The 21,774-nt window shown below is 59.4% G+C and carries 19 protein-coding genes; 9 read left to right on the top strand and 10 right to left on the bottom strand.

What is annotated here, in order from left to right; translation table 11 throughout:
* The first annotated feature begins 75 nt into the window (after positions 1–75).
* Positions 76–468, top strand: a complete 393-nt coding sequence (locus tag WBR25_RS09720; protein WP_005360322.1) for a MerR family transcriptional regulator — start codon at positions 76–78, stop codon at positions 466–468.
* 106 nt (positions 469–574) lie between these two features.
* Here the strand turns inward: WBR25_RS09720 and rplY are convergent, their stop codons facing one another.
* The 6 genes from rplY to WBR25_RS09690 form a co-directional block, all read right to left on the bottom strand.
* Positions 575–862 carry a 50S ribosomal protein L25 gene (gene rplY / locus WBR25_RS09715; protein WP_005333252.1) on the bottom strand — a complete coding sequence of 96 codons (288 nt, stop codon included), beginning with the start codon at positions 860–862 and terminating at the stop codon, positions 575–577.
* Between the two features lie 116 nt (positions 863–978).
* Positions 979–1,866 carry a hypothetical protein gene (locus WBR25_RS09710; protein WP_479749758.1) on the bottom strand — a complete coding sequence of 296 codons (888 nt, stop codon included), beginning with the start codon at positions 1,864–1,866 and terminating at the stop codon, positions 979–981.
* A 95-nt stretch (positions 1,867–1,961) separates the two neighbouring features.
* On the bottom strand, positions 1,962–5,861 hold the full coding sequence (hrpA, locus tag WBR25_RS09705) for an ATP-dependent RNA helicase HrpA (protein WP_479749757.1): 3,900 nt from the start codon (positions 5,859–5,861) through the stop codon (positions 1,962–1,964).
* A gap of 240 nt (positions 5,862–6,101) precedes the next feature.
* Positions 6,102–6,524 carry a CBS domain-containing protein gene (locus tag WBR25_RS09700; RefSeq protein ID WP_005333273.1) on the bottom strand — a complete coding sequence of 141 codons (423 nt, stop codon included), beginning with the start codon at positions 6,522–6,524 and terminating at the stop codon, positions 6,102–6,104.
* A gap of 119 nt (positions 6,525–6,643) precedes the next feature.
* On the bottom strand, positions 6,644–7,921 hold the full coding sequence (locus tag WBR25_RS09695) for an HD-GYP domain-containing protein (protein ID WP_026035113.1): 1,278 nt from the start codon (positions 7,919–7,921) through the stop codon (positions 6,644–6,646).
* A gap of 346 nt (positions 7,922–8,267) precedes the next feature.
* Complete coding sequence (locus WBR25_RS09690) at positions 8,268–8,399, bottom strand: hypothetical protein (protein WP_265113263.1); 132 nt, start codon at positions 8,397–8,399, stop codon at positions 8,268–8,270.
* Between the two features lie 364 nt (positions 8,400–8,763).
* Here WBR25_RS09690 and WBR25_RS09685 point away from each other — a divergent pair, with 364 nt between their 5' ends.
* The 8 genes from WBR25_RS09685 (at position 8,764) to WBR25_RS09650 (ending at position 18,182) form a co-directional block, all read left to right on the top strand.
* On the top strand, positions 8,764–10,302 hold the full coding sequence (locus tag WBR25_RS09685; RefSeq protein WP_223849303.1) for an arylsulfatase: 1,539 nt from the start codon (positions 8,764–8,766) through the stop codon (positions 10,300–10,302).
* A gap of 143 nt (positions 10,303–10,445) precedes the next feature.
* Positions 10,446–11,423 carry an AAA family ATPase gene (locus WBR25_RS09680; protein WP_479749756.1) on the top strand — a complete coding sequence of 326 codons (978 nt, stop codon included), beginning with the start codon at positions 10,446–10,448 and terminating at the stop codon, positions 11,421–11,423.
* Between the two features lie 8 nt (positions 11,424–11,431).
* Complete coding sequence (locus WBR25_RS09675) at positions 11,432–12,415, top strand: DUF58 domain-containing protein (protein WP_479749755.1); 984 nt, start codon at positions 11,432–11,434, stop codon at positions 12,413–12,415.
* Complete coding sequence (locus tag WBR25_RS09670; protein ID WP_042082087.1) at positions 12,415–12,936, top strand: DUF4381 family protein; 522 nt, start codon at positions 12,415–12,417, stop codon at positions 12,934–12,936. The genes WBR25_RS09675 and WBR25_RS09670 overlap by 1 nt, the downstream gene beginning before the upstream one ends.
* Positions 12,929–13,972 carry a vWA domain-containing protein gene (locus tag WBR25_RS09665; RefSeq protein ID WP_479749754.1) on the top strand — a complete coding sequence of 348 codons (1,044 nt, stop codon included), beginning with the start codon at positions 12,929–12,931 and terminating at the stop codon, positions 13,970–13,972. The genes WBR25_RS09670 and WBR25_RS09665 overlap by 8 nt, the downstream gene beginning before the upstream one ends.
* Positions 13,969–15,699: a vWA domain-containing protein gene (locus WBR25_RS09660; protein WP_479749753.1), complete on the top strand. Its 1,731-nt coding sequence runs from the start codon at positions 13,969–13,971 to the stop codon at positions 15,697–15,699. Before WBR25_RS09665 ends, WBR25_RS09660 begins: the two co-directional genes overlap by 4 nt.
* A gap of 25 nt (positions 15,700–15,724) precedes the next feature.
* The gene (locus WBR25_RS09655) at positions 15,725–16,807 is read left to right on the top strand and encodes a BatD family protein (RefSeq protein WP_479749752.1); all 1,083 of its coding nucleotides are present in this window, start codon (positions 15,725–15,727) and stop codon (positions 16,805–16,807) included.
* Positions 16,808–17,246: 439 nt separating this feature from the next.
* Entirely contained in the window at positions 17,247–18,182 is a 936-nt protein-coding gene (locus tag WBR25_RS09650; protein ID WP_144713034.1) for a LysR family transcriptional regulator, read from the top strand.
* On the opposite strand, the gene WBR25_RS09645 is transcribed toward WBR25_RS09650, so the two are convergent.
* The 4 genes from WBR25_RS09645 to WBR25_RS09630 all read right to left on the bottom strand — a co-directional run bounded on the left by WBR25_RS09645 (position 18,179) and on the right by WBR25_RS09630 (position 21,444).
* Positions 18,179–18,979 carry a formylglycine-generating enzyme family protein gene (locus tag WBR25_RS09645; RefSeq protein ID WP_144713031.1) on the bottom strand — a complete coding sequence of 267 codons (801 nt, stop codon included), beginning with the start codon at positions 18,977–18,979 and terminating at the stop codon, positions 18,179–18,181. The genes WBR25_RS09650 and WBR25_RS09645 overlap by 4 nt on opposite strands.
* A gap of 34 nt (positions 18,980–19,013) precedes the next feature.
* On the bottom strand, positions 19,014–20,129 hold the full coding sequence (locus tag WBR25_RS09640) for a tetratricopeptide repeat protein (protein ID WP_479749751.1): 1,116 nt from the start codon (positions 20,127–20,129) through the stop codon (positions 19,014–19,016).
* A 3-nt stretch (positions 20,130–20,132) separates the two neighbouring features.
* Positions 20,133–20,696, bottom strand: coding sequence for an SPASM domain-containing protein (locus tag WBR25_RS09635; RefSeq protein ID WP_479749749.1), 564 nt, complete (start codon positions 20,694–20,696; stop codon positions 20,133–20,135).
* Between the two features lie 262 nt (positions 20,697–20,958).
* The gene (locus WBR25_RS09630; protein ID WP_479749748.1) at positions 20,959–21,444 is read right to left on the bottom strand and encodes a radical SAM protein; all 486 of its coding nucleotides are present in this window, start codon (positions 21,442–21,444) and stop codon (positions 20,959–20,961) included.
* Positions 21,445–21,774: the final 330 nt, after the last annotated feature.

Raw genomic sequence — 21,774 nt, 5'->3', positions numbered from 1 at the left:
CGATGGAACAAGAGTTGCAGTGCAGTTTACGTTTAGGTAAGGTGCAGACAGGATTTAGTTCGCCAAGAAGTCTGTATGAACAACAAGGATGAAGGACGGCGCTTCAGCATCAGTGAGCTGGCCCGGGAATTTGATATTACGACGCGCAGTATCCGTTTCTACGAGGATCAGGGGTTGCTCAATCCCGCCCGAGAGGGACAAACCCGCATTTACAGCAAGCAGGATCGGGTTCGCCTCAAGCTCACCCTGCGCGGCAAGCGGCTCGGATTCAGCCTCGCCGAGATCCGCGAGCTGTTTGATCTCTATGATGCCGACAAGAGCAGCCGCACCCAGTTACAGACCATGCTGGGACTGGTTGAGGAGAAACGGGAGACACTGCAACAGCAGATGGAAGATATCAGGATGGTACTGCTGGAGCTTGATGCCGCCGAGCAGCGTTGCCAACAGGCCCTTAGCCAGCTGGGATAACCGGCTTGCTGGCTTATCAGGCAAGTCCCTTCAGCCTGCTCACAAGATGCCAGATAGCAAAAAGCCACTCCTGAGAGTGGCTTTTCTTCAACCTGACGGTTCGCTATTAAACGCGAACGAAGTCCAGGTGGATCAGCTTGTAACGTACCGGGTGACGCTGGATAGCTTTCACTTTTACGTTAACTTCTTCACCGTTGATAACCAGAGTCAGTACAGACTCATAGAATTCCGGCTTCTCTTGAGCCAAGATCATTTTCTTGTGGTCAACAGTGATGGACAGGGCTTCTTTACCTGCACCGTAAACGATGGCAGGAACTTGGTCAGCTTGACGCAGGCGGCGGCTCGCACCTTTCCCCAGGTCAGAACGGACTTCAGCTTGGAATACGAAAGACATAGTATGTATCTCTTTTGGATGAATTTATGGTGCTAACTGCGACCGGTCAGCACCTCGCAAAACGAGCGCGAATACTACCACGGGCCAAATTCGGATACAAGGTACCGACTCTGCATTTAGCGCCCCTGCTCCAACCGGGCGAATTGCTGCTGACGCTGGGCCGGGCTCAGGGCATCAAACCGCGCCAGGGTCTCGGCGCGCGGGCAGTAGAGACCCTCCCCCGTTCTGACTCGAATGCTCTTGCCAAGCCGCTGCTGGTTCTCTGCCACCAGCGCCAGCAAATAGCTGTAGGTATCTGCTCCCCGGGCGCTGGATAACTGATTCGCTATACGCCACAGGGTCTCCCCTGCGGCGACCTGATGACACACGGTTTGTGGACCGCCGGCTGCAGGAGCCGAGAGGGTAAGAATGGCGTCACTGCCTGCGGATAAGCTAGCCGTGTGGCTGGCGAGCGCCATATCGGCGCTCGCTACTCCCTCATATCCTTGGGCACCACTCATCCCCGCTGTGCGAAAGGTCACCCCCAGCTGAGCGAGCAGAGGTTCGCTCTCGTCGGGGTCGCTGGGCATATCAACACCACCGAACGCGTCTTGGGGTGTGCGGAACTCGGCAATAAAGGGCGCGACAGGTTGCGCGTGATAAGCAGGGGACCCACTCCCCTGCTGCACGATTGCACCAGCCGCAACAGCCTGCCCGGGGACAACCCCGTAAGCCATCTCGTCGATGCGCCGCAGCCTTGCCAGATAGGTTTTGGAGAGCTGCGCCTCCCCCTCAAACAGATCGAAGGGGGGTACCAACCTGGCTGGAAAGAGGATCTGCCAGCGACCCTGCTTCTGCTTTTGGGCCAGCGGCGGAAACTGATTGCCACGCCAGGCCACAAACATCACAGGCGGGGTGCGCGCCAGCGGGTAATATTCCGGGTTCAACTGCACCCAGGTTTGTTCCGCGATGGGTTGATAACCGCTGATCACCACCTGCGCCACACTCAACCAGATCCCCAGCATCCTTGCCTCCCTGACTTGCGGTTTGAAGGGGCGACCTGACCGACAACCCCTTCTCATCACCCGCGATCATGCTGTTAAAAGAGTTAGATAGCAGCTTAGCACTGAGCAATGGCGTTAAGCACCCGTTTATCGGAGACCGGGTAAGGGGTCCCCAGATTCTGAGCGAAGAACGACACCCGCAGCTCCTCAATCATCCAGCGGATATTGACCACCTCGGCCGGGATCAGCTGGGATTTGGGGATCTTGGCCAGCAGCGCCTTGTACTCCGACTCCACACTGTGCACCTTGAGCATGTAGACCCGATCCCGGTTGGGATCGATGGCGAGCTTCTCCAGGCGACGCTCGATGGCGCGCAGATAGCGCAGCAAATCAGGCAACCGCTGCCAGCCGGTCTCGGTGACAAAGCCTTTGTGAATAAGGTTGCCGAGCTGCTGCTGGATATCCGACATGGCAAAAGCGGTGTCGAGCTGCATCTTCCCCTTGAGCCGCTTCTTGATCTCATGGGACAGCGTCAGCACAGCTTCCACCTGCTTGGCCACCTCCACTACCGCATCGTTGAGCTCGGCGCGGACATACTCCTTGAGCGCCTCAAAGCCGGCTTCGTCCCAAGCCAGCCCGCCATGCTGCTCGATCAGCTTGTCGCAGCCACAGGCGATACAGTCATCAATCAGCTCCGCCACCTTGCCAAACGGGTTGAAATAGAGCCCGAGCTTGGCCTTGTTGGGCAGCTTCTCCTGCAGATACTTGATGGGAGATGGCACGTTGAGCAGCACCAGCCGGCGCTGACCGGCCCACATCAGCTGCTGCTGCACCACAGGGCTCTCCACCAGCTGAATAGCAACCGAGTCCTTCTCGTCCACCAACGCCGGATAGGCTTTCACCTCGAAGCCGCCGCGCTTCTGGCTGTACTCCTGGGGCAGCTCGCCAAAGCTCCACAGGGTGAGACCGGACTGCTCGATGTCATCATCCGCCACTTGCGACAGGGTCTCCTGCACCTTGCCACGCAGCGACTCTTTCAAGGCTTCCAGATCTTTCCCTTCAGCCACCTTCTTGTGCTTGTCGTCCACCACCCGGAAGGTGAGTTTCAGGTGATCGGGCACCGCATTCCAGTCCCAGGATTCGCGAGGTACGGTGACGCCGGTCATGCGGCGCAGTTGACGCTCCATCTCGTCCAAGAGCGGCCCCTGCTCGGGGTTGATGCTGGCAAGCAGCGCATCGGCATAGTTGGGCGCCGGCACAAAGTTCTTGCGCATCGGCTTGGGCATCGACTTGATAAGGGCCACCAACAGCTCGTGGCGCAGCCCCGGGATCAGCCACTCGAACCCCTTCACCTCCACCTGATTCAGGAGCGGCAGCGGAATATGCAGGGTCACGCCATCGGCGGCCTCCCCCGGCTCGAACTGATAGGTCAGCTTGAGCTTGAGGCGCCCCTGCTGCCAGAAGTTGGGGTAGTCGAGATCGCTGATGTGGGCTGCGTCCCCCTTCATCAGCATCTCTTTTTCGAAGTTGAGCAGCTCGGGATCCCGCTTTTGCGCCTCTTTCCACCACTTGTCGAAGTGACGGGAGGAGATCACCTCCTCCGGCAAACGAGCATCGTAGAAGCGGAACAAGTCCTCATCATCCACCAGGATGTCGCGCCGACGGGATTTGTGCTCCAGCGCCTCCACCTCGGCCAGGAGCTTGCGATTGTCGCTGAAGAAACGGTGGCGGGTCTCGAAATCCCCCTCCACCAGCGCGCGGCGTATAAACAGCTCGCGGCACAGCGCCGGATCGATACGGCTGAAGTTGATGGTGCGCTCGTTGACTAGGGTCAGACCATAGAGGGTCACCTTCTCCTTGGCCATCACGGCGCCGTTTTTCTTCGACCAGTGAGGGTCGCTGTGGTGCAGCTTGATGAGGTGGCCTGCCAGCGGCTCCACCCACTCGGGCTCAATTTTGGCGTTGATACGGGCGTAGAGACGCGAGGTCTCCACCAGCTCGGCGGCCATCACCCACTTGGGCGGCTTCTTGAACAGACCCGAGGCCGGGAAGAGGTGGAAACGGCCATTGCGAGCACCGAGGAACTCGGGCTTTTCCAGATCCTTGTTGCCGATATGACTCAAGAGGCCGGTCAACAGCGCGCAGTGCACCGTCTTGAAATCTGCCGGTTCATGGTTGGCTTTAAAACCAAGCTCTTTCACCGTCTGACGCAGCTGGAAATGGATGTCCTGCCACTCGCGCACCCGCAGGTAGGAGAGAAACTCCTTCTGGCACATGCGGCGGAACGGGTTGCTGCCAAGGAGATCCTGCTGCTCTTTCAGGTAGTTCCACAGATTGACGAAGGCGAGGAAGTCGGAATCCTTGTCTTCAAAGCGTCTGTGCTGCTCGTCGGCGGCCTGCTTCTTCTCCATGGGCCGCTCGCGGGGATCCTGAATGCTGAGGGCGGCGGTGATCACCATCACCTCGTTCAAACAGCCGGTCTGCGCCGCGCTGATCACCATCTTCGCCAAACGCGGATCAAGAGGGATGCGCGAGAGCTGGCGACCGGTTTCGGTCAGCTGCAGTTTGGCTTCGCGATCGCCGGTGGCGGGCAGCTCGCGCACCGCCTCCAGCTCTTTCAAGAGAGTCAGGCCATCCTTGATATGGCGGGACTCTGGTGGCTCGACGAAGGGAAACGCCTCCATGTTGCCAAGGCCGAGCGCCAGCATCTGCAGGATGACGGAAGCCAGGTTGGTACGCAGGATCTCGGGATCGGTAAAGGCGGGACGGCCGTTGAAATCCTCCTCCGAGTAGAGGCGGATACAGATGCCGTCCGCCACCCGACCGCAGCGCCCTTTACGCTGGTTGGCACTGGCCTGGGAGACCGGCTCGATGGGCAGGCGCTGCACCTTGGTACGCCAGGAGTAACGACTGATGCGGGCGGTGCCCGGGTCAATGACGTAACGAATGCCCGGCACCGTCAGCGATGTCTCCGCCACGTTGGTGGCCAGCACAATGCGTCGCCCAGCATGGGGCTGGAACACCTTGTTCTGCTCGGCGTTGGAGAGGCGGGCGTAAAGCGGCAGCACCTCGGTATCGCGCAGGTTGAGTTTGCGCAGGGCATCGGCGGTATCGCGGATCTCCCGCTCGCCGTTCATGAAGATGAGGATATCCCCCAGCCCTTCGCGTGCCAGCTCTTCCACCGCATCGAAGATACCCTGCAGTTCGTCGCGCTCTTCCAGCCCTTCACTCTTGTCACTGGTGAGCGGGCGGTAGCGCACCTCCACCGGATAAGTGCGGCCGGAGACCTCGATCACCGGCGCCTTGTTGAAATGGCGGGAGAAACGTTGCGGGTCGATGGTGGCCGAGGTGATGATCACCTTGAGATCGGGGCGCTTGGGCAGCAGTTGCTTGAGATAGCCCAGGATGAAGTCGATATTGAGGCTGCGCTCGTGGGCCTCATCGATGATGATGGTGTCGTACTGGGTCAGCATCCGGTCATTCTGGATCTCCGCCAGCAGGATACCGTCGGTCATCAGCTTGATGTGGGTCTGCTCGCTCACCTGATCGGTAAAGCGCACCTTGTAACCCACATAGTGGCCAAGCTCGGACTCCATCTCCTCGGCAATACGGGCCGCGACGGTGCGGGCTGCCAAACGGCGTGGCTGGGTGTGGCCGATAAAGCCCTTCACTCCGCGCCCGAGCGCCAGACAGATCTTGGGGATCTGGGTGGTTTTGCCCGAGCCTGTTTCCCCTGCAATGATCACCACTTGATGTTCTTGAATCGCCTTGGCGATCTCCGCCTGCTTCTGGCTCACCGGCAGGTTGTCCGGATAAGTGACCTTGGGCACTCCGGCCAGACGGGTTTGATAGCGCACTTCGGCGGCGGCCAAATCAGCGGCGATGGTCTCCAGCACGGCGGCCTGTTTGCCTTCAGGCAGCTTCTTGACCCCGTGCAGACGGCTGGAAAGGCGGCGGGCGTCGAGGTTCATGCAGGCAGAGAGACGGCGGCGCAGCGCCTCGATAGAGAGAGACAAGGTACGAATTCCTTAAATAGGTGCCCAGAGGGGCCATATCGATAAGCTGGGAGCGATCCTAAAGAGCGAGCGGGGGCGGTGCAAGCCTTAACGTAGCGTTATATATGGGAATACAGAGAGATTGGCCGATCCTCATATATGGTAAAACAATCATTGTAAGATGGCATAACACGAATAAATGGCAGCATATGAAATAGCCAAGGCAAGCCGAAGCTTGCCTTGGGAAAGAGGAAAACAGGGTTAACCGTGGGTGTGATGAACAAAACAGGTGGTGAGCTGGGCGTGAATGGCCTGCATGACGTTGTGGCGATTGATGACACCGAGCAGACGCCCCTCCTCCACTACCGGATAGATTTTCGGCTTTTGCCCCATCATCATCTCCGCCAGGCTCAAAATGCTGGTATCTGGCCCCACCGACAACACCTCCTTGCGCATCACATCCTTGACCTGCGCCACCTGTTCGCAGTGATAGGCCTCTTTAAGCAGCACTGCGATGCAATCCTGCTCGGAGATCCAGCCAATCAGATGGCCCTGGCCATCCACCACCGGGCCACCGAGCTGATGACTGTTCAGAAATTTCTCGACCGCAGCTTGCACCATCATGTCGGCAGTGAAGGTGATGGGTCTGCTCTGCATATAATCCTTGGCTTTTAGCGATTCCATATCTGCTCCCCTACGGTAGTCCATCAAGCTGGCGTCTTGTGCGCCGGTACCGGCACCATGCTCGGCTTGTTCCAAGCATAGCTGGCTCGCGGCGGTATGAGTCAGCGGCCTGCTCTCCCTCAATTGATGGCATGATCCGGCTCGCGATCCGGAATGGCTGCCATCATCATCTGCGGCAGGTGATCGGCCAGCACCGCCACCACAGCGGGATCGACCCGCCCCTGATCCGCCAGTTGCTGCATAAAGGTCAATGCATCACGGGCAGGCAGACCGCGGCGATAAGGTCTGTCCTGCACCATTGCCTGAAAAATATCGGCGACCCGCAGGATCCGCGCTTCGAGCGCCATGGCGGATGCCGGCAGGTGGAACGGATAGCCCTCCCCGTCAGGCTCCTCATGGTGATAGGCCGCCCAACAGGCAATCTCCTCAAACCCTTCGATATGGCGCAGGATCTGGTAAGTCTCGAAGCTGTGGGTATTGATGATTGCCCGCTCCTCTTTCGTCAGGCAGGCAGGCTTGTCGAGGATCTCGTCCGGCACCCTGAGCTTGCCCAGATCATGCAGCAAACCGGCGATCTCCAGCATGTCACAATGGATGGCACTGACTCCCATCTGCTCGGCCAATGCCCGAGACAACCTGCTCACACCGAGTGAATGCGTCATCGTGAATGGGCTTTTGGCGTCGACAATGCCGGAGAAGATCTGCGCCAGCGCTTTTAGCTCCCCGTTGAAGGTCAGGCAAGGCTCCCGCACCTGCAGCATCTCCAGCATGTAATCATTGATGGAGCGCGCTTCCAGCTGCAGCCAGAATGCCTCAGAGCGAGACGCCTTGAGGAAGGCATCCACCAGCTCGGGGGCAAAGAACTCGTCACGGAAATCCTGCAGGCGTGCGCGGATCTCGTTGGTATGCATCAACAATGAACCATCACCATAGTAGGGCGCCGCCAACGCATCGCAGCGATCCACCAGAAAGATAAGGTTGGCCTGACGGGCTACATTGGGGTCCACATCGGCCATCTCGCGCAGCAGGTGCCAGTGGGTATGGTGATAACGGATAGGCAGGGCCAGTGGGGCCAGCAAACGGAAATCCTTGAGCAGCTGATATCCCACCTCGCAGTGGCGCTGGGAGGACTCCCAATCGAACTCGCTGACCAGGTGGTGATGGGTGATGGTCGAGGAGACACCGATATCATGCAGCACTCCGAGCTCGAACAGCAGACAGCGTTCGGCCTCACTCATCCCCAGCTCCCGGCTGCACTCGGCAGCCATAATCCCGACCCGTTTACCGTGGGCCACATCGCCAATGCCCACCAGATCCAGCGAGGCTGACAGGGCATACACCACCTGCCTTAGATCCACTTGCAATGAAAAGGGGGCTGCGCCCTGCGCTCTGTCCATGATCCGGGTCCCATGCGATGTTGTCGTATCAAACTGGCGCTGTTTTATGCTTCGCCTTCTATCAACTTAGTCAATAGCCGAGCCTTTTACCTTGTTTTTATAGGCATTTATGACCCTGGCACCTTGAAAAGACAAAGATCACAGCTGAATTTATTTGGCCACTCCCATTCAAGTCATATTTATCCGTTCAAAAATATTCGAGCAGACTTTTAAATCTCGCGTAGAGATTGTGAGCAATTTTAAAAACTCATATCTGAGCGAAACAATCAACACCCCAACTTTACTTAATTATGACTTAATCAGAATTAAAGAGTGCTCGGCTTGCCAGTAAGAATTTTGAATAAAGTCACACCACAACGCCCATAACTGCCACCATCCCCAAATTAATTAACCAAACTGTGAACTCCATCACCCATTTATTCGCCTTGTCGCCATCGATAGCGGTAGACACCTCCGCCTTCTGGATACAGTTTCCCATGCTCGCTCCAGTCCACCCGATAGCCTGCGACCAAAGGGTTGGAGAGAAAATATCGGATAACCAGCGGTTATATTCGCTATAAGGCGACAAGGATAAACGGGATTTATAGAGTGAAACTGTTGAAAGCTGATTTTCAAGCTGCGGTTAACTCGGGCTATTCAGGTCATATCACTCTTTGCAGGTCATAACGACAGCGATAAAGGGTAATGTGCCCATCCGGGTATTCCATCCCCTCCAACAGCCTGCACGGGATGATATTTCCACCGCGTTAAACGCACGCTGCTTTCATCGCCCATTTTGTGTACCAATTCACATCAGATTAGGAGTGGAGCCAATAATGGCCATTCAAATAAACAAAATAGCCATGAGCCTTGCCTTAATGGCCACCGCTGGTAGTGCCACAGCAGCCGCCAAGCCCAATATTCTTGCCATCATGGGCGATGACATCGGCTACTGGAACATCAGTGCCTACAACCAGGGGATGATGGGCTACCAGACCCCGAACCTGGACAGGATCGCCAATGAAGGGGCCCTCTTTACCGATCACTACGGTCAGCAATCCTGCACCGCCGGCCGTGCCGCCTTCATTACCGGTGAAGAGCCATTCCGTACCGGTCTGCTGACCATCGGCATGCCCGGATCCACCCACGGCATTCCGGATTGGGCCCCCACCATCGGTGATCTGCTCAAAGAGCAGGGTTACATGACGGCTCAGTTTGGCAAGAACCATTTGGGCGATCAGAACCAGCATCTACCGACCAAACACGGTTTCGACGAGTTCTTCGGTAACCTCTATCACCTGAACGCGGAAGAGGAACCGGAAACCTACTACTACCCGAAAGATCCGGAGTTCAAGAAGAAGTTCGGCCCACGCGGCGTCATCAAATCTTCTGCCGACGGCAAGATTGAAGATACCGGCCCCATGACCCGCAAGCGCATGGAGCATGCTGACGAAGAGTTCCTCGAGTCCTCGCTGGCGTTCATGGAGAAAGCTGTCAAGGCCAAGAAGCCCTTCTTCATCTGGCACAACGCCACCCGCATGCACGTCTGGACCCGTCTGCAAGAGAAGTATCAGGGTAAATCCGGCGTCAGCATCTATGCCGATGGCATGCTGGAGCACGATGATCAGGTGGGGATCCTGCTCGACAAACTGGACGAGCTGGGGGTCGCCGACAACACCATCGTGATCTACACCACTGACAACGGCGCCGAGACCGTCAGCTGGCCGGATGGCGGCACCACCCCATTCTACGGCGAAAAAGGCACCACATGGGAAGGCGGGATGCGGGTTCCGCAACTGGTTCGCTGGCCAGGCGTGATCAAGCCAGGCACCAAGGTCAACGCCATGATGGCCCATCAGGACTGGATGCCGACCCTGTTGGCCGCTGCCGGTGTACCGGATGTGAAAGAGAAGCTGGCCAAGGGCTACAAGGCCAACGGCAAACAGTGGCGGGTGAAACTGGACGGTTACAACTTCATGCCGTACCTCGCCGGAAAAGCCGACACCTCCCCGCGCAACTCCATGCTCTACTTCTCCTCAAACGGCGAACTAAACGCCGTGCGCTGGAATGACTTCAAACTGAACTTTGCCACCATGGAGGGCAACATCACCGATGCGGCGCGTGTGACTCCGAACTGGCCGCAGATCATCAACCTGCGCGCTGACCCGTTCGAGAAGGCACCGCATGAGTCAGGCATGTATCTGCGCTGGATGGCAGACAACATGTGGCTGTTCGTACCTGCACAGGGGATCCTGAAAGAGTTCTTCGACACTCTGCCCAACTATCCGATGCAGCAGAGCTTCCAGATGAACCCTGCCAGCATTAGCTCCCAGAGCCTGATGCTCAAGGGCAAACTGGCAGAGCTGGACGCACTCAAACAAAAAGTCGCCACCATCAAGTAAGGCGGTGACTCCAACGCCTATCACTCTCTGGTGGGCGTTTTCAATTTCCAGCCGGCTCGCCCCGTGCCGGCTGGAAATTGAAAACCCGTTGGCCCCTCCTAGCCCTATCTCTGTCTCGTTAAATGTACCCTGTGGAAAACCCTATGAACCCCTTGCAACAACAGATCTCGCAACTCATCGAACAGGTTGGTCACAGTGTGGTCGGCCAGTCCCATGTGATCCGCGCCCTGGTCATCGGCCTGCTGACCAATAGCCACGTGCTCCTTGAAGGTTTGCCAGGCACCGCCAAGACCCGCTCGATCAAGGCGCTGGCAGAAGCCCTCAATACCCGCTTCGGCCGCATTCAGTTCACCCCCGATCTGCTCCCCTCCGATGTGACCGGCACCGAGATGTATCAGGAGCGTGACGGAGCCCACCAGTTGCGTTTCCAGCCAGGCCCCATCTTCAACAGCATCGTACTGGCCGATGAAGTAAACCGCGCCCCCGCCAAGGTACAAGCGGCGCTGCTGGAGGCGATGGCAGAAGGCACCGTTACCGTCGGTGACAAGAGCCATCGCCTGCCCGAGCTCTTTATGGTGCTGGCCACCCAGAACCCCATCGAGCAGGAGGGGACCTACCCGCTGCCAGAAGCCCAGATGGACCGTTTTGCCCTCAAGGTCTCGGTCGCCTACCCCGATGATGAGGCAGAGCTTGCCATCATTCGGCTGGTGCGGGCCGAAGAGCGCGGTACCCGCCAGCAGAACGAGGGGTTCGCCCCCCTCTCCCCTGAACTCATCTTGCAGGCCAGATCAGAGCTATCGGCCATGACGGTCTCACCGCTGGTGGAGCACTACATCATTGCGCTGGTCATGGCGACCCGACACCCCAATCGCTACCCAGCCACCGGGCTGCCACAGTGGATTGCGGTCGGCGCCAGCCCCCGCGCATCCATTGCTCTGGACAAGTGCGCCCGTGCCTATGCCTGGCTGCAAGGGCGCAACCACATGCTGCCCGACGATGTGCGCGCCATGGTGCCCAGCGTGCTTGGTCACCGCTTTACCCTCAGCTATGACGCGCTGGCAGATGGGGTGGATCACCAGCAGGTGGTGATGACTCTGCTCGATCACGTCGTCATCGGGTAAGCGATACCATGACACCTCGCTCCTTATCCCATGACAGGCTGACACAGTGCGGGCAACCGCCCAGTGGTGACCACCGCATCCACTGTGACTACCTGACGCTGGTCCGGCTACAGGGCCTGGTCGGCCAGTTTTCACTGCTGCCCCGGCTAAACAGCGGCAACCTGCTGTGCGGCCGTCACCCGTCACGCTTTCGCGGCCGTGGACTCAACTTTGAAGAGCTGCGCCACTATCAGCAAGGGGATGATATTCGCACCCTGGACTGGAAAGTGACCCTGCGCACCGGCCGCCCCCATGTGCGCAGTTATAGCGAAGAGAAAGATCGTCACGTGATCCTCTGCGTTGATCAGCGCAGTTGCATGTTCTTCTCCTCGGTGGAGGTGATGAAGTCGGTGGTGGCCGCCGAAGTCGCCGCCCTGCTCGGCTGGCAAGTACTCAAAGAGAGCGATCGGGTCGGGCTCGCCATTTTGCACTGCGATGGCGTGGCGTGGCTGCGCGGCCAGCGCTCCCGTGGCCACTGGTTGGCAGGACTGCGCCAGCTCTGTGCCGCCAATCATGCTCTCTCGGCCACCAGCCGCGACAGCGAGGCGACCGGTCTGGCCCCCCTGCTGGCGATGCTGGGCCGCCTCAAGTTGAAAAATACCACCCTGATCTTTCTCAGCGACTGGGCCGGCGTCACCGAGGCCGACCTGACCCGCCTCGGTAACTTGCAGCAGCACAACGATGTACTAGCACTGCACATCGCCGATCCCCTCGAGTCGACCCTGTCGACCACAGCCGCTGGCGCCAGCTGGGTAGTCGGCGATGGCCAGTACCAGCTCAATATTGCTCCCCACCAGATCCCTGTGCTGGATCAGGGGCTAGCCCGCCAGCAGCAGCTGAAAAAGGATCAACTGCTGCGACTGATGGCCCTCAAGGGATTGCCGCTTATCACCCTCGACACCGGTGGCCACCACCTCGCCCGCCTCATTACCGCATTGGGAGGAGATCACTGATGAACCACAAGCTGCCCGGCACCTATATGCTGCGCGAATTGCAGGACGTGACCGTACCACCCACCATCAGCTGGCAACCGCAAACCGCAGGCTGGCTGCTGCTGGCGCTGAGCCTGGGGGCGCTGGCGCTGCTCTGGCTCTATCACCGGGCACAGCGCTGGTGGCAACAGCGTTACCGCCGTGAAGCGCAGGCGGCCCTGCGCACGATCAACTGGTCTGATGCCGGGGCCAGTCTGGCGCTGTTTCACCTGATCAAGCAGGTGTTGACCCACCTAGATCCCCGGCACGGCAAGCTGTTTGGCATGGCATTGCTGCAAACCCTCGACAATGCCATGGCTGATAGGCAGCCCCGTTTCGCTACCGAACTGGGGGAGCGCTGGCTGGTATCGCTGGTCTGTGATCAGGTGGTGTTAAGCGTCAGTGATCAGCTCTGCCTCGTTTCCCTCTGCAACGACTGGCTTGCCCACCACCAGACTCCAATACAAACAGCCTCGTTGGCGACGGAGGCCCATCATGCTTGATGCAGGTCTCGAGTTTGCCCACCCGCACTGTTTCTGGCTACTGCCCCTGCCGTTGCTTGTGTTTCGCCTTATTCCGGCCTATCGCACCCGGCAGAGTGCCATCAAGGTGCCCTTCTTCGACCTGCTGATCGATCTGCTGGATGAGCCGCCGCGTGAGGGTGCAACCCAGCTGACTGCCAGCGGGTGGCAGCGGATCGCCCTGATCACCGTTTGGCTGTTAGCGGTGCTGGCACTGGCCAAGCCCACCATCTATGGCCCGCCTCAGGTGCGCGAGCGGTTCGGGCGGGATGTGATGATAGTGCTGGATCTCTCCGGCTCCATGGCCGAGACCGACTTCTCCCCCGACCCCGGCAAGTCCCTCAGTCGGCTCGACGCCGCCAAAGAGGTGCTTAAACAATTTGCTGCAACGCGTAAAGGAGATCGACTCGGGCTCATCCTGTTTGGGGATGCCGCCTTTCTCCAAGCGCCGTTTACCGCCGAACTCGACACCTGGCAAACCCTGCTGCAGGAGACCGATGTCGCCATGGCAGGCCAGAGTACCCATCTGGGGGATGCCATCGGCCTGGCAATCAAAGTGTTCAACAACAGTGACCGCCACGGGCAACAAGACCAGAACAGCGCCAAGCGGGAGAAAGTCGCCATCATCCTTACCGATGGCAACGACACCGGCAGTTTTGTCAGCCCGCGGGATGCGGCCCGGGTAGCCGCGGTCAACGGCGTGCGGCTGCATACTATCGCCATGGGGGACCCGGCCACCGTCGGCGAACAGGCACTTGATCTCGATACCCTGCAACAGCTGGCGACCCTGACCGGCGGCCAGTTGTTTCAGGCTCTTGATGAGGCGCAGCTGACGCGCGCCTATCAGGTGATCGGTGAGCTGGAGCCACAACGCTACGAAAGCACCCGCTTTCAGACCCGCGAAAGCCTGCACCATTACCTCATCGCCGTCAGCGTTGGCCTCTATCTCACCCTCTTTTCCCTGTTGACCCTCAGGCGCTACCGCCTGCGCACTGCTCTCTCAGGAGACACGCCATGATGGATCCCCTCTACTGGCAACAGCTCTGGCTGAATGCCCACTTTCTGCGCCCCTGGTGGCTGCTGGCCTTGCTCCCCCTTGTCGCCATCCTGCTGCTGCGCTGGCGCATGGATGAAGCAAACAACTGGCAACAGCGGTTGCCGCCCCATCTGCGCGAGGCGCTGACGCTGGGGGACACTAGCTGGAAAAAGAACCTGCCCCTCAAGGTGCTGGGGCTGTTGATGGGGCTCGCCATTCTGATCTGTGCAGGGCCGACCTGGAGCCGTGAACCCTCCCCCTTTGGCGAAGATCAGGGCGCCCTGCTGATCCTGCTCGATAACAGCGACTCCATGCTGGAAACGGATATCGCCCCCAACCGGTTGACGCGGGCCAAGCAGAAGATCAGCGATCTGCTGGCGACCCGCGATGGCGGGCGCAACGGGCTGGTGGTCTTTGCCGGCTCGGCCCACACCGCCATGCCGCTGACCCGTGACAATTCCGTCTATGACCCTATCCTCGCCGCCATCCGTCCCGAGATCATGCCTAAAGCGGGCAAGCGCACCGAACAGGTGATCCCGCTGCTCACCGAACTTCTGGCCGATGAGACCGGCAGCACCGTTTTGCTGGTGAGTGATGGCATCAGCCCCGCCGCCATCGCCCCCTTGGCTGACTATTTCCGTGGTCAATCCTGTCAGCTGCTGATCCTGGCCGCTGGCGACCCGGCCCTGAGTGGCAAACGCCCGCTGGAGCTTGCCTCACTACGGCGACTGGCCAGTGACAGCGATGGCACCCTGTTCACCATGACGGTGGATAATGGCGACGTAGAGCGCATCAACCGGGGGATTGAACGCAACTTTTTGATCCACAACGACTCCCTGATGCCCTGGCAGGACATGGGTTACTACCTGCTCTTTCCGGTCGTCGCCCTGCTGCTGCTCTGGTTTCGCAAAGGCTGGCTTGTGCAGTGGGGTCTGGTGGCAGCCATCGGTCTCTCACTGTTACAGACGACGCCTGCGCAGGCCACCACCTTCTCGCTGGCGCCCGCAGAGCCGACAGAGCCTGCAATCAATCACTGGGCAAAGGAGCTGAAACAGCAGTGGTTAAACCTCTGGCTCACTCCGGATCAGCAGGGGCAGTGGTACTTCCAGCAAGGTGACTATCTGGAGGCGGCTAAACACTATGAAGATCCCTTCTACAAGGGGGTGGCCTACTACTATGGCGCCGAGTTTGCGCTGGCTCAGTCAGCATTCCTGCAAGCCGACTCCGAACAGGCTCTGCTCTATGCCGGCAATGCCCTCGCCAGACAGCGTGAGTATCTGGCCGCCCGCCGGCTGTTCCGACAACTGGCTGACGAGGCCAGCGACCCGAACGTGCGCCAATCAGCCGCCCATAACTATCAGGTGATGAGCGGGATTGTTGACGAGATCAACCGCGCCAGTCAGAGCCAGACCGGCACGCCGGATGGACCTGATCACTCCAGTGAACTGCCCGATGATGAGCCACGCAGTGCCGACGGGGCGGAAGAGACCGTGGCTTCATCCCTGATGGCGCGCGAAACCCTGACCGCAGATCAGATCCTGGCCAATCCGGCGCAGGCCGAAAAGTGGCTGCGCCGGGTGGAGTCTGATCCCGGTGACTTCCTGCAAGCCAAATTCCGCCTCCAGCTACACGCGCAGCAAACGGGCGCAACCGCCCGTCCTCGTTCTGCCACCCACAAGGAGCCTACCCATGTGCAACCGGCACAATAAACTCCGCCACTGGCTGTGCAGATATATGGTGACTGCTACCCTGCTCGGGGCCGTGCTGCTCACGGTCGAAGCACAGGCTGCCGAGGCCGCTGATGCGACTGACGCCACTCAGGTAACCCTCAAGAGCTGGTTGAAAGATCAGGGGGAGGAGAAGCGCCCCTATGCCGTCAACCAACAGATCACCCTCTATCTGGAGCTGGCCACCAACCGCTGGTTTACCGCGGGTACCCGCATCGGCCAGTTCGAGCTGCCGGGGGTCATGGTCAAGCAGCGCAGCGAGCTGGCGACCAACTTCACCCAGCGCCGCGATGGCGAGACCTGGTCGCATCAGCGCTGGGAGCTGACGCTCTATCCCCAGCAATCCGGCCAGTTCGAGATCCCCGCCATCGCGGTACGGGCCACCGTGGCGCGCCCTGAAGGGGGCTCCCGGCAGATCACCCTCATAACCCACCCTCAGCGTTTTGCCGCCGCTCTGCCCGACCCAGCCCTGACGGTCGGCGGGCGTTGGCTGAGCGCCAGCAATCTCACCCTGAGCCAGCGTTGGCAGCGCTCTGCGGATGACCATGCTGACGGCGAGCTGCGGGTGGGGGATGCTATCACCCGAACTGTTACCGCCAACGGACAGGATACCCTCTCGGTGCTGATCCCGCCGCTGATCACTCCGCTTGCAAGCGATGGGCGGGTACAGGCCTATCCGGCGCAAGCCCGACTGAACGATACCCAGGAGCGGGGGGAGTACCTCTCGACACGGGAAGATCAGACTACCTATATCGTGCAGCGCGGTGGTGAGTTGACCCTGCCCGCGCTGGAGCTTGCCTGGTGGAACAGCCAGACTGGTCAGCTGCAAACCCTGACCCTCCCCGGGCAGACCCTGCAAGTGCGCCACACTCCCGCCTCCTGGCTGGCGGCCTACTGGCATCGGTTGCTTGGAGTAGCCGGTGGTGTAGCCCTGCTGGTGCTGGCGCTCCAGGCTATAGCCCGTTACTACCGTCACCCCCTCGCCCACTCAGCTGGCAATATGGGGCCGCCATCTGGAGCAGGCAGTGGGGGGCAGTGCGGGTACTGGCCTATCGCTATCTGCGGGCCAAGAGGGGTTGGCTGGAACTGAGCCGTGTCAGTTCCGATCCGGCTTGGCAGCAACAACAGGCTGTATTCCAGCAAGATCCACTAGATCGGGCTGATGCGCTCAGGATGGGCTGGCGCCTGCTGGTGCGCCTGCAAAAGCAACGGGACGCCAGTCTTGGCAACATCCGTTCACGGTTGGGCCACATTATCGGCTGGCAAGCGGCCCTGCCGGAATTGCCCCCCTGACTGGCAAACCGACCTCAGCGGATCAATCATCCTGCAACGCAAACAGATAAATAAAGTGCGCCACGCAGCAACCAGCCCTGCGCTGGTTGTCCCACTTTGCCCACTTCATTACACTGCCAAAGTGGGATACCCGCTGGCTGCCACGCCACCTGACTGGCGTGGCAGGTTCTCCCCTCCGGCTACCCGGTAGTGCCAAGGCAGTGTGATTTTTCCACGAACATGTAACGAGGCCTCTCTTGTTAGACATCAGAAGTACCGAGCTGAACCTGATCCCGATCTTTGTCGCCATCTATGAAGAGCGCAGCCTCTCCCGGGCGGCGACACGCATGGAGATCAGCCAACCCGCCGTCAGCAAGGCCCTCAAGCGACTGCGGGAGATCTACGGTGATCCTCTGTTTAATCGCAAGGTCGTGGGGATGGAGCCCACCTCGTTTGCCATCGACATCTATCCGGCGATGGCGGCCGCGCTGAAAAACTTCAGTTCGACCCTATCTACATCGCGCACGTTCAATCCACGCACTTCCCAGCGAGTCTTTTCCATCGCCTGTGTCAGACTGGTCAGCGCCCAACTGGTCCCGGCGCTGCTGTGCAAGATCCGGGCACACGCCCCGGGTATTTCGCTCGAGGTGCATCCCCTCTTTACCGAGGATATGGAGAGTGACCTGCGGATGCAGCGTTATGATCTCATCATCGACATGACCCAGAGCGGGCGCAGCATGCTCAAGAGCGAGGTGCTCTATGGGGAGCAGGTGAAGGTGGTGTGTGCCAGCAACCACCCGCGACTGGGCAGCAACTTGACGGTGGAGGCCTATTTTACCGAGGAGCATGTGGCGTTGGCCCAGTGGCAGGTCAGAGGCAGCATGATCACCGCCGAGCACCTGCCGCAAATGGCCAACCGCAATATCGTGGTACGGGTGCCGACCGCCATGGAGATGCTGCCCATCATTGCGTGCAGCGAGATCATCGGGGTCTTGCCCACCTCCATCATAAATACCTTTGCCGGCATGTATGATGTGCGGGTACTCCCCTTCCCCTTCGAGGAATCAGTATTCAGCCTGTCGGCCATCTGGCATCCCAGCCGGACCACCGAGGCGGGCCACCGCTGGCTACGCCAGCAGCTGTTCGAGGTGGTCAGCGAGCTGGGGCTGGCCACCTCCATCGTTCAGTCCTAACGGGCATCACGCACCAGTCGCAATCCCATGTCAGCCATCATCACCGACTGGCTGGCGAAATCACGCCGGAAATTTTCAGATAATTCAGCCTCATAGGCGTAGCTGCCGCCTCGCACCGACTTATGGGCGAGGTGGCTCTTGCTCTCCTGGGCATTGTTCGGGTTCTCTTGAGGACTATGGCGATAGAAGGTCTCTTCATAGGCATCAGCCACAAACTCCCCCACATTGCCGGTCATGTCGTATAGCCCCAGCTCGTTGGGCTTTTTCAGCCCTACCGGATAGGCGCGATTCTTGGCGTTGCCGCTGTACCAGGCCACTTCGTCAATCTGATCGGAGCCGCTGTAACGATAGCCTTTACTCAGCTTGCCCCCCCTGGCTGCATACTCCCACTCAGCTTCGGTGGGCAGGCGGTAGTGAGCACCGGTCAGCTCATTGAGCCTTGTCACAAACAGATTGGCCTGTTGCCAGCTGAGGTTGTTGACCGGTACATCCGGCGCCTGGAAATAGCTGATGGAGGGGCCCATCACCGCCTCGAACAGGGCCTGGGTCACCTCGAATTTTGCCATGTAGAAGCTGTTGAGCGAGACCGTATGCTGCGGCCCTTCGCTCGCTTTGGCGCTAGGGTCGTTGGAGCCCATCTCAAAACGGCCCCCTTCCACCAGCACCATGTCCGCTTCAACCTTCTGTCGCAGCGGATGGAGCGGCTGGTTGCCCTGTTTGACCGAGAGGGTGCAGCCGGCCACCAGCAGGGTGGTCGCCAGCAACGGAATTGCGCATTTGAAAGGTATGATCGTCATAGTCTGACCTGTGCAGTAAGAGAAGTGGCAGCCATCACTGGCCAGCGGAAACCGGCGGCGTGCTCGTCTTGCTCGCGCGCTTGCTATTGAGCTCGGCCAGCACCTCGGGGGGCGCTATCTTGCCAAGTTCACTCATGCAGGCGCCGCTCTTGGGGTGATCGTGGCGAAGGTAGATATCGCACACCGCATAGAGCTGCTCCGGCGCGCCGGAGATCCGGTAGGCAAGCTCGAACGAGCCGATGGCTATCTCGAGATCCAGCGGCTCTTGCAGCACCCCGTTGAGATACCAGAAGTAGCTGTTATTGCCAGCGAGCTCCGCTGCCTGTGCCATGGTGACTGCCGCTTCGCTCTTCTGATCGAGGCGCACCTGGGTCAGCGCCTTGGCGTAATGGAGGTTGGCATTCTGCGGCAACGCAAGAATCCCCTTGTTGAGCAAGGCCAGCGCCTCGGCATCCCGTTGCTGGGCCCGCAAGTTGTCAGAGAGGCCAAGCCAGAGCTGGGGATTGTCAGGCTGATTGGCCAGCAGTTGTTCGTAGCTCGCCTGCGCCTTGTCCCACTGCCGGGTCCAGCGATAGAGATCTGCCTGCAACAGCTGCTGCGCAGGGTCCTGCTGCCGGGCGAGATACTCGCTCAACTCCGCCAGCGGCTGGCCAATGGCGCTCAGTTGCCCCTCATTCATGGCGCCATAATCGCGAGCCAGATTGAGGGTAGCGGCGCGGCGAACCTCGGCACTGCTGTCAGCCAGCAGTGGTGAGAGCAGTCGCCAGCGGTGCGCAAACTGATAGGGATCGGCGGCAATCACCGCCGCTTCGCGCACCAATGCGTGCTCATCACGCAGGCTTCTGGCCACCGCCACCAGACTGTTCTGGTTCGGATAAGCCGCCAGCTGGCGCAGGGCATCGGCCCGCTCCACCGCTGGCAGGGAGATATCCTGCGCATTGTAGGCCCACTGCTGGATCTGGGCGGCTGAGGGCGCAGTGACTGCCACGGATGCGGTGGGTGCCCCATTCGCTGATGTGGTGACCGGCGGCTCAGGGCTGGCTACCGCCAGCGCTGCGCCAGACAGGGTCATGCCAAGGGCCAGCCACAAGGCGCCCATGGTGCCGGAGCGGGTGTGACGGAACTCGCAGCGACTCAACATGCTCTGCATCGCTTATTTCCTCTGACCATGTGTCATGACGCCGTTATTCATCCCCGCATCACGATACTTGCCATGGGCCACCGGATAACCGGCACGGCGCAGGATATGGGCCATCGACTGATCGATATGGCTGAAAAACTTGTACCAACCGGCACAGAGGTAATTCAGACCAGCCTCCCCTTCGTGGGTGCGAATAAAGCGATTCTTCGGGCACTCCCCATAGCAGGCAAACTGGTAGTCACACTGCTGGCATTGGCGGGTCAGGCTGCGCGATTTGGCAAAGCCGAAGGCTTGCTGGGCGGGCGAATACGCCAGTTCACTGAGCGGCTGATGGTGGATATTGCCGATCTTGTACTTGGGATAGACATAGTGGTCACAGGCAAACACATCGCCGTTGGGCTCCATCGCCAGCCCCTTGCCGCAGATCTCCCCCAAGGTACAGAGGGGGTTCTTGCGTCCCATCCAGGTTTCGACGCTCGCCTCGAAATATTGCACGAAGACCCGTCCCAGATCCCGCTGCACCCACTCATCGAAAATGGTGATGAGAAAATCCCCCACCCCTCGGCCGAAACGCACCAGGGCTCGACCACCGAATTTTTGTGCCAGGGATTGAGGCGCTTGTCCCCCTGCTTGAGTTGCTCCTGCGGCTGCCAGGTCTGGGGCGCGGTGGTGCGAAAACTCTTCTGCTCGACGATGGGGATAAACTGCATCTGGGGCGACTTCACCTCATCACGCAGGAAGCGATAAACCTCCAGCGCATTCTTGCTGGTGAGGTTGTTGACGCAAGTCAGGGTGGCAAACTTCACCTTGTATTTGTGCAACAGAGCCACCGCCGTCATCACCTGATTGAAGGTACCGCGCCCGGCTCGGTTGACCCGATAGGCGTTGTGCAGCAGCTCGGGTCATCGATGCTCAAACCGATGAGAAAGTTGTTGGCGGCCAGAAATTCACACCACTCATCGTTGAGCAGGATGCCGTTGGTCTGCAGGTCGTTGGCAATCACCACCCCTTGCGGCTGGTATTTGCGCTGCAACTCGACCACTTTGCGAAAATAGTCGAGCCCGAGCAACGTCGGCTCGCCCCCCTGCCAGGAGAAGATGATCTCGGGGGTATTCTGCCCCTCGATATATTGGCGGATATAGGTCTCAAGGGTCTGCTCGTCCATCTGGGGCGAACACCCCTTCTTGTATTCCAGCAGATCCTGCTTGCTGAGGTAGTAGCAGTAGGTACAGTCGATGTTGCACACGGCCCCGATAGGTTTGGCCATCACATGCATCCGCTTGGATGCCATGCCGTTGAACTGTGGACCCTGAGTAATCACCATAACTGCACCACCTGCAAAATTGCTGTTTTGAGGCCTGCAGTCTAAAGGCTCCCGCTGTCACACGCTGGTTATACCCCTTATAACCAGCGGATATGGGACCAGGCTAACATTCTGATGTCATAAAAAATCATCGCATCCTACGAGATCAATTGGTCGTATAGTCCCGCTGAGCCAGACAGAAGTGCACAAGATGTCGGGAGCTACCGCCCAATAAACCGCCACCTGCGCGGCTCGCCCTTCGTTCTGCCTGCGCTATGGTTTACCATGTACACAATTGTGGTGCCTGGCACCGCCCACCCTAGCGCCAGGCGCTACCGTCATCGGATACCT

This window comes from Aeromonas sp. MTB (assembly GCF_056632455.1).
This window is presented reverse-complemented; position numbering and strand designations above follow the sequence as displayed.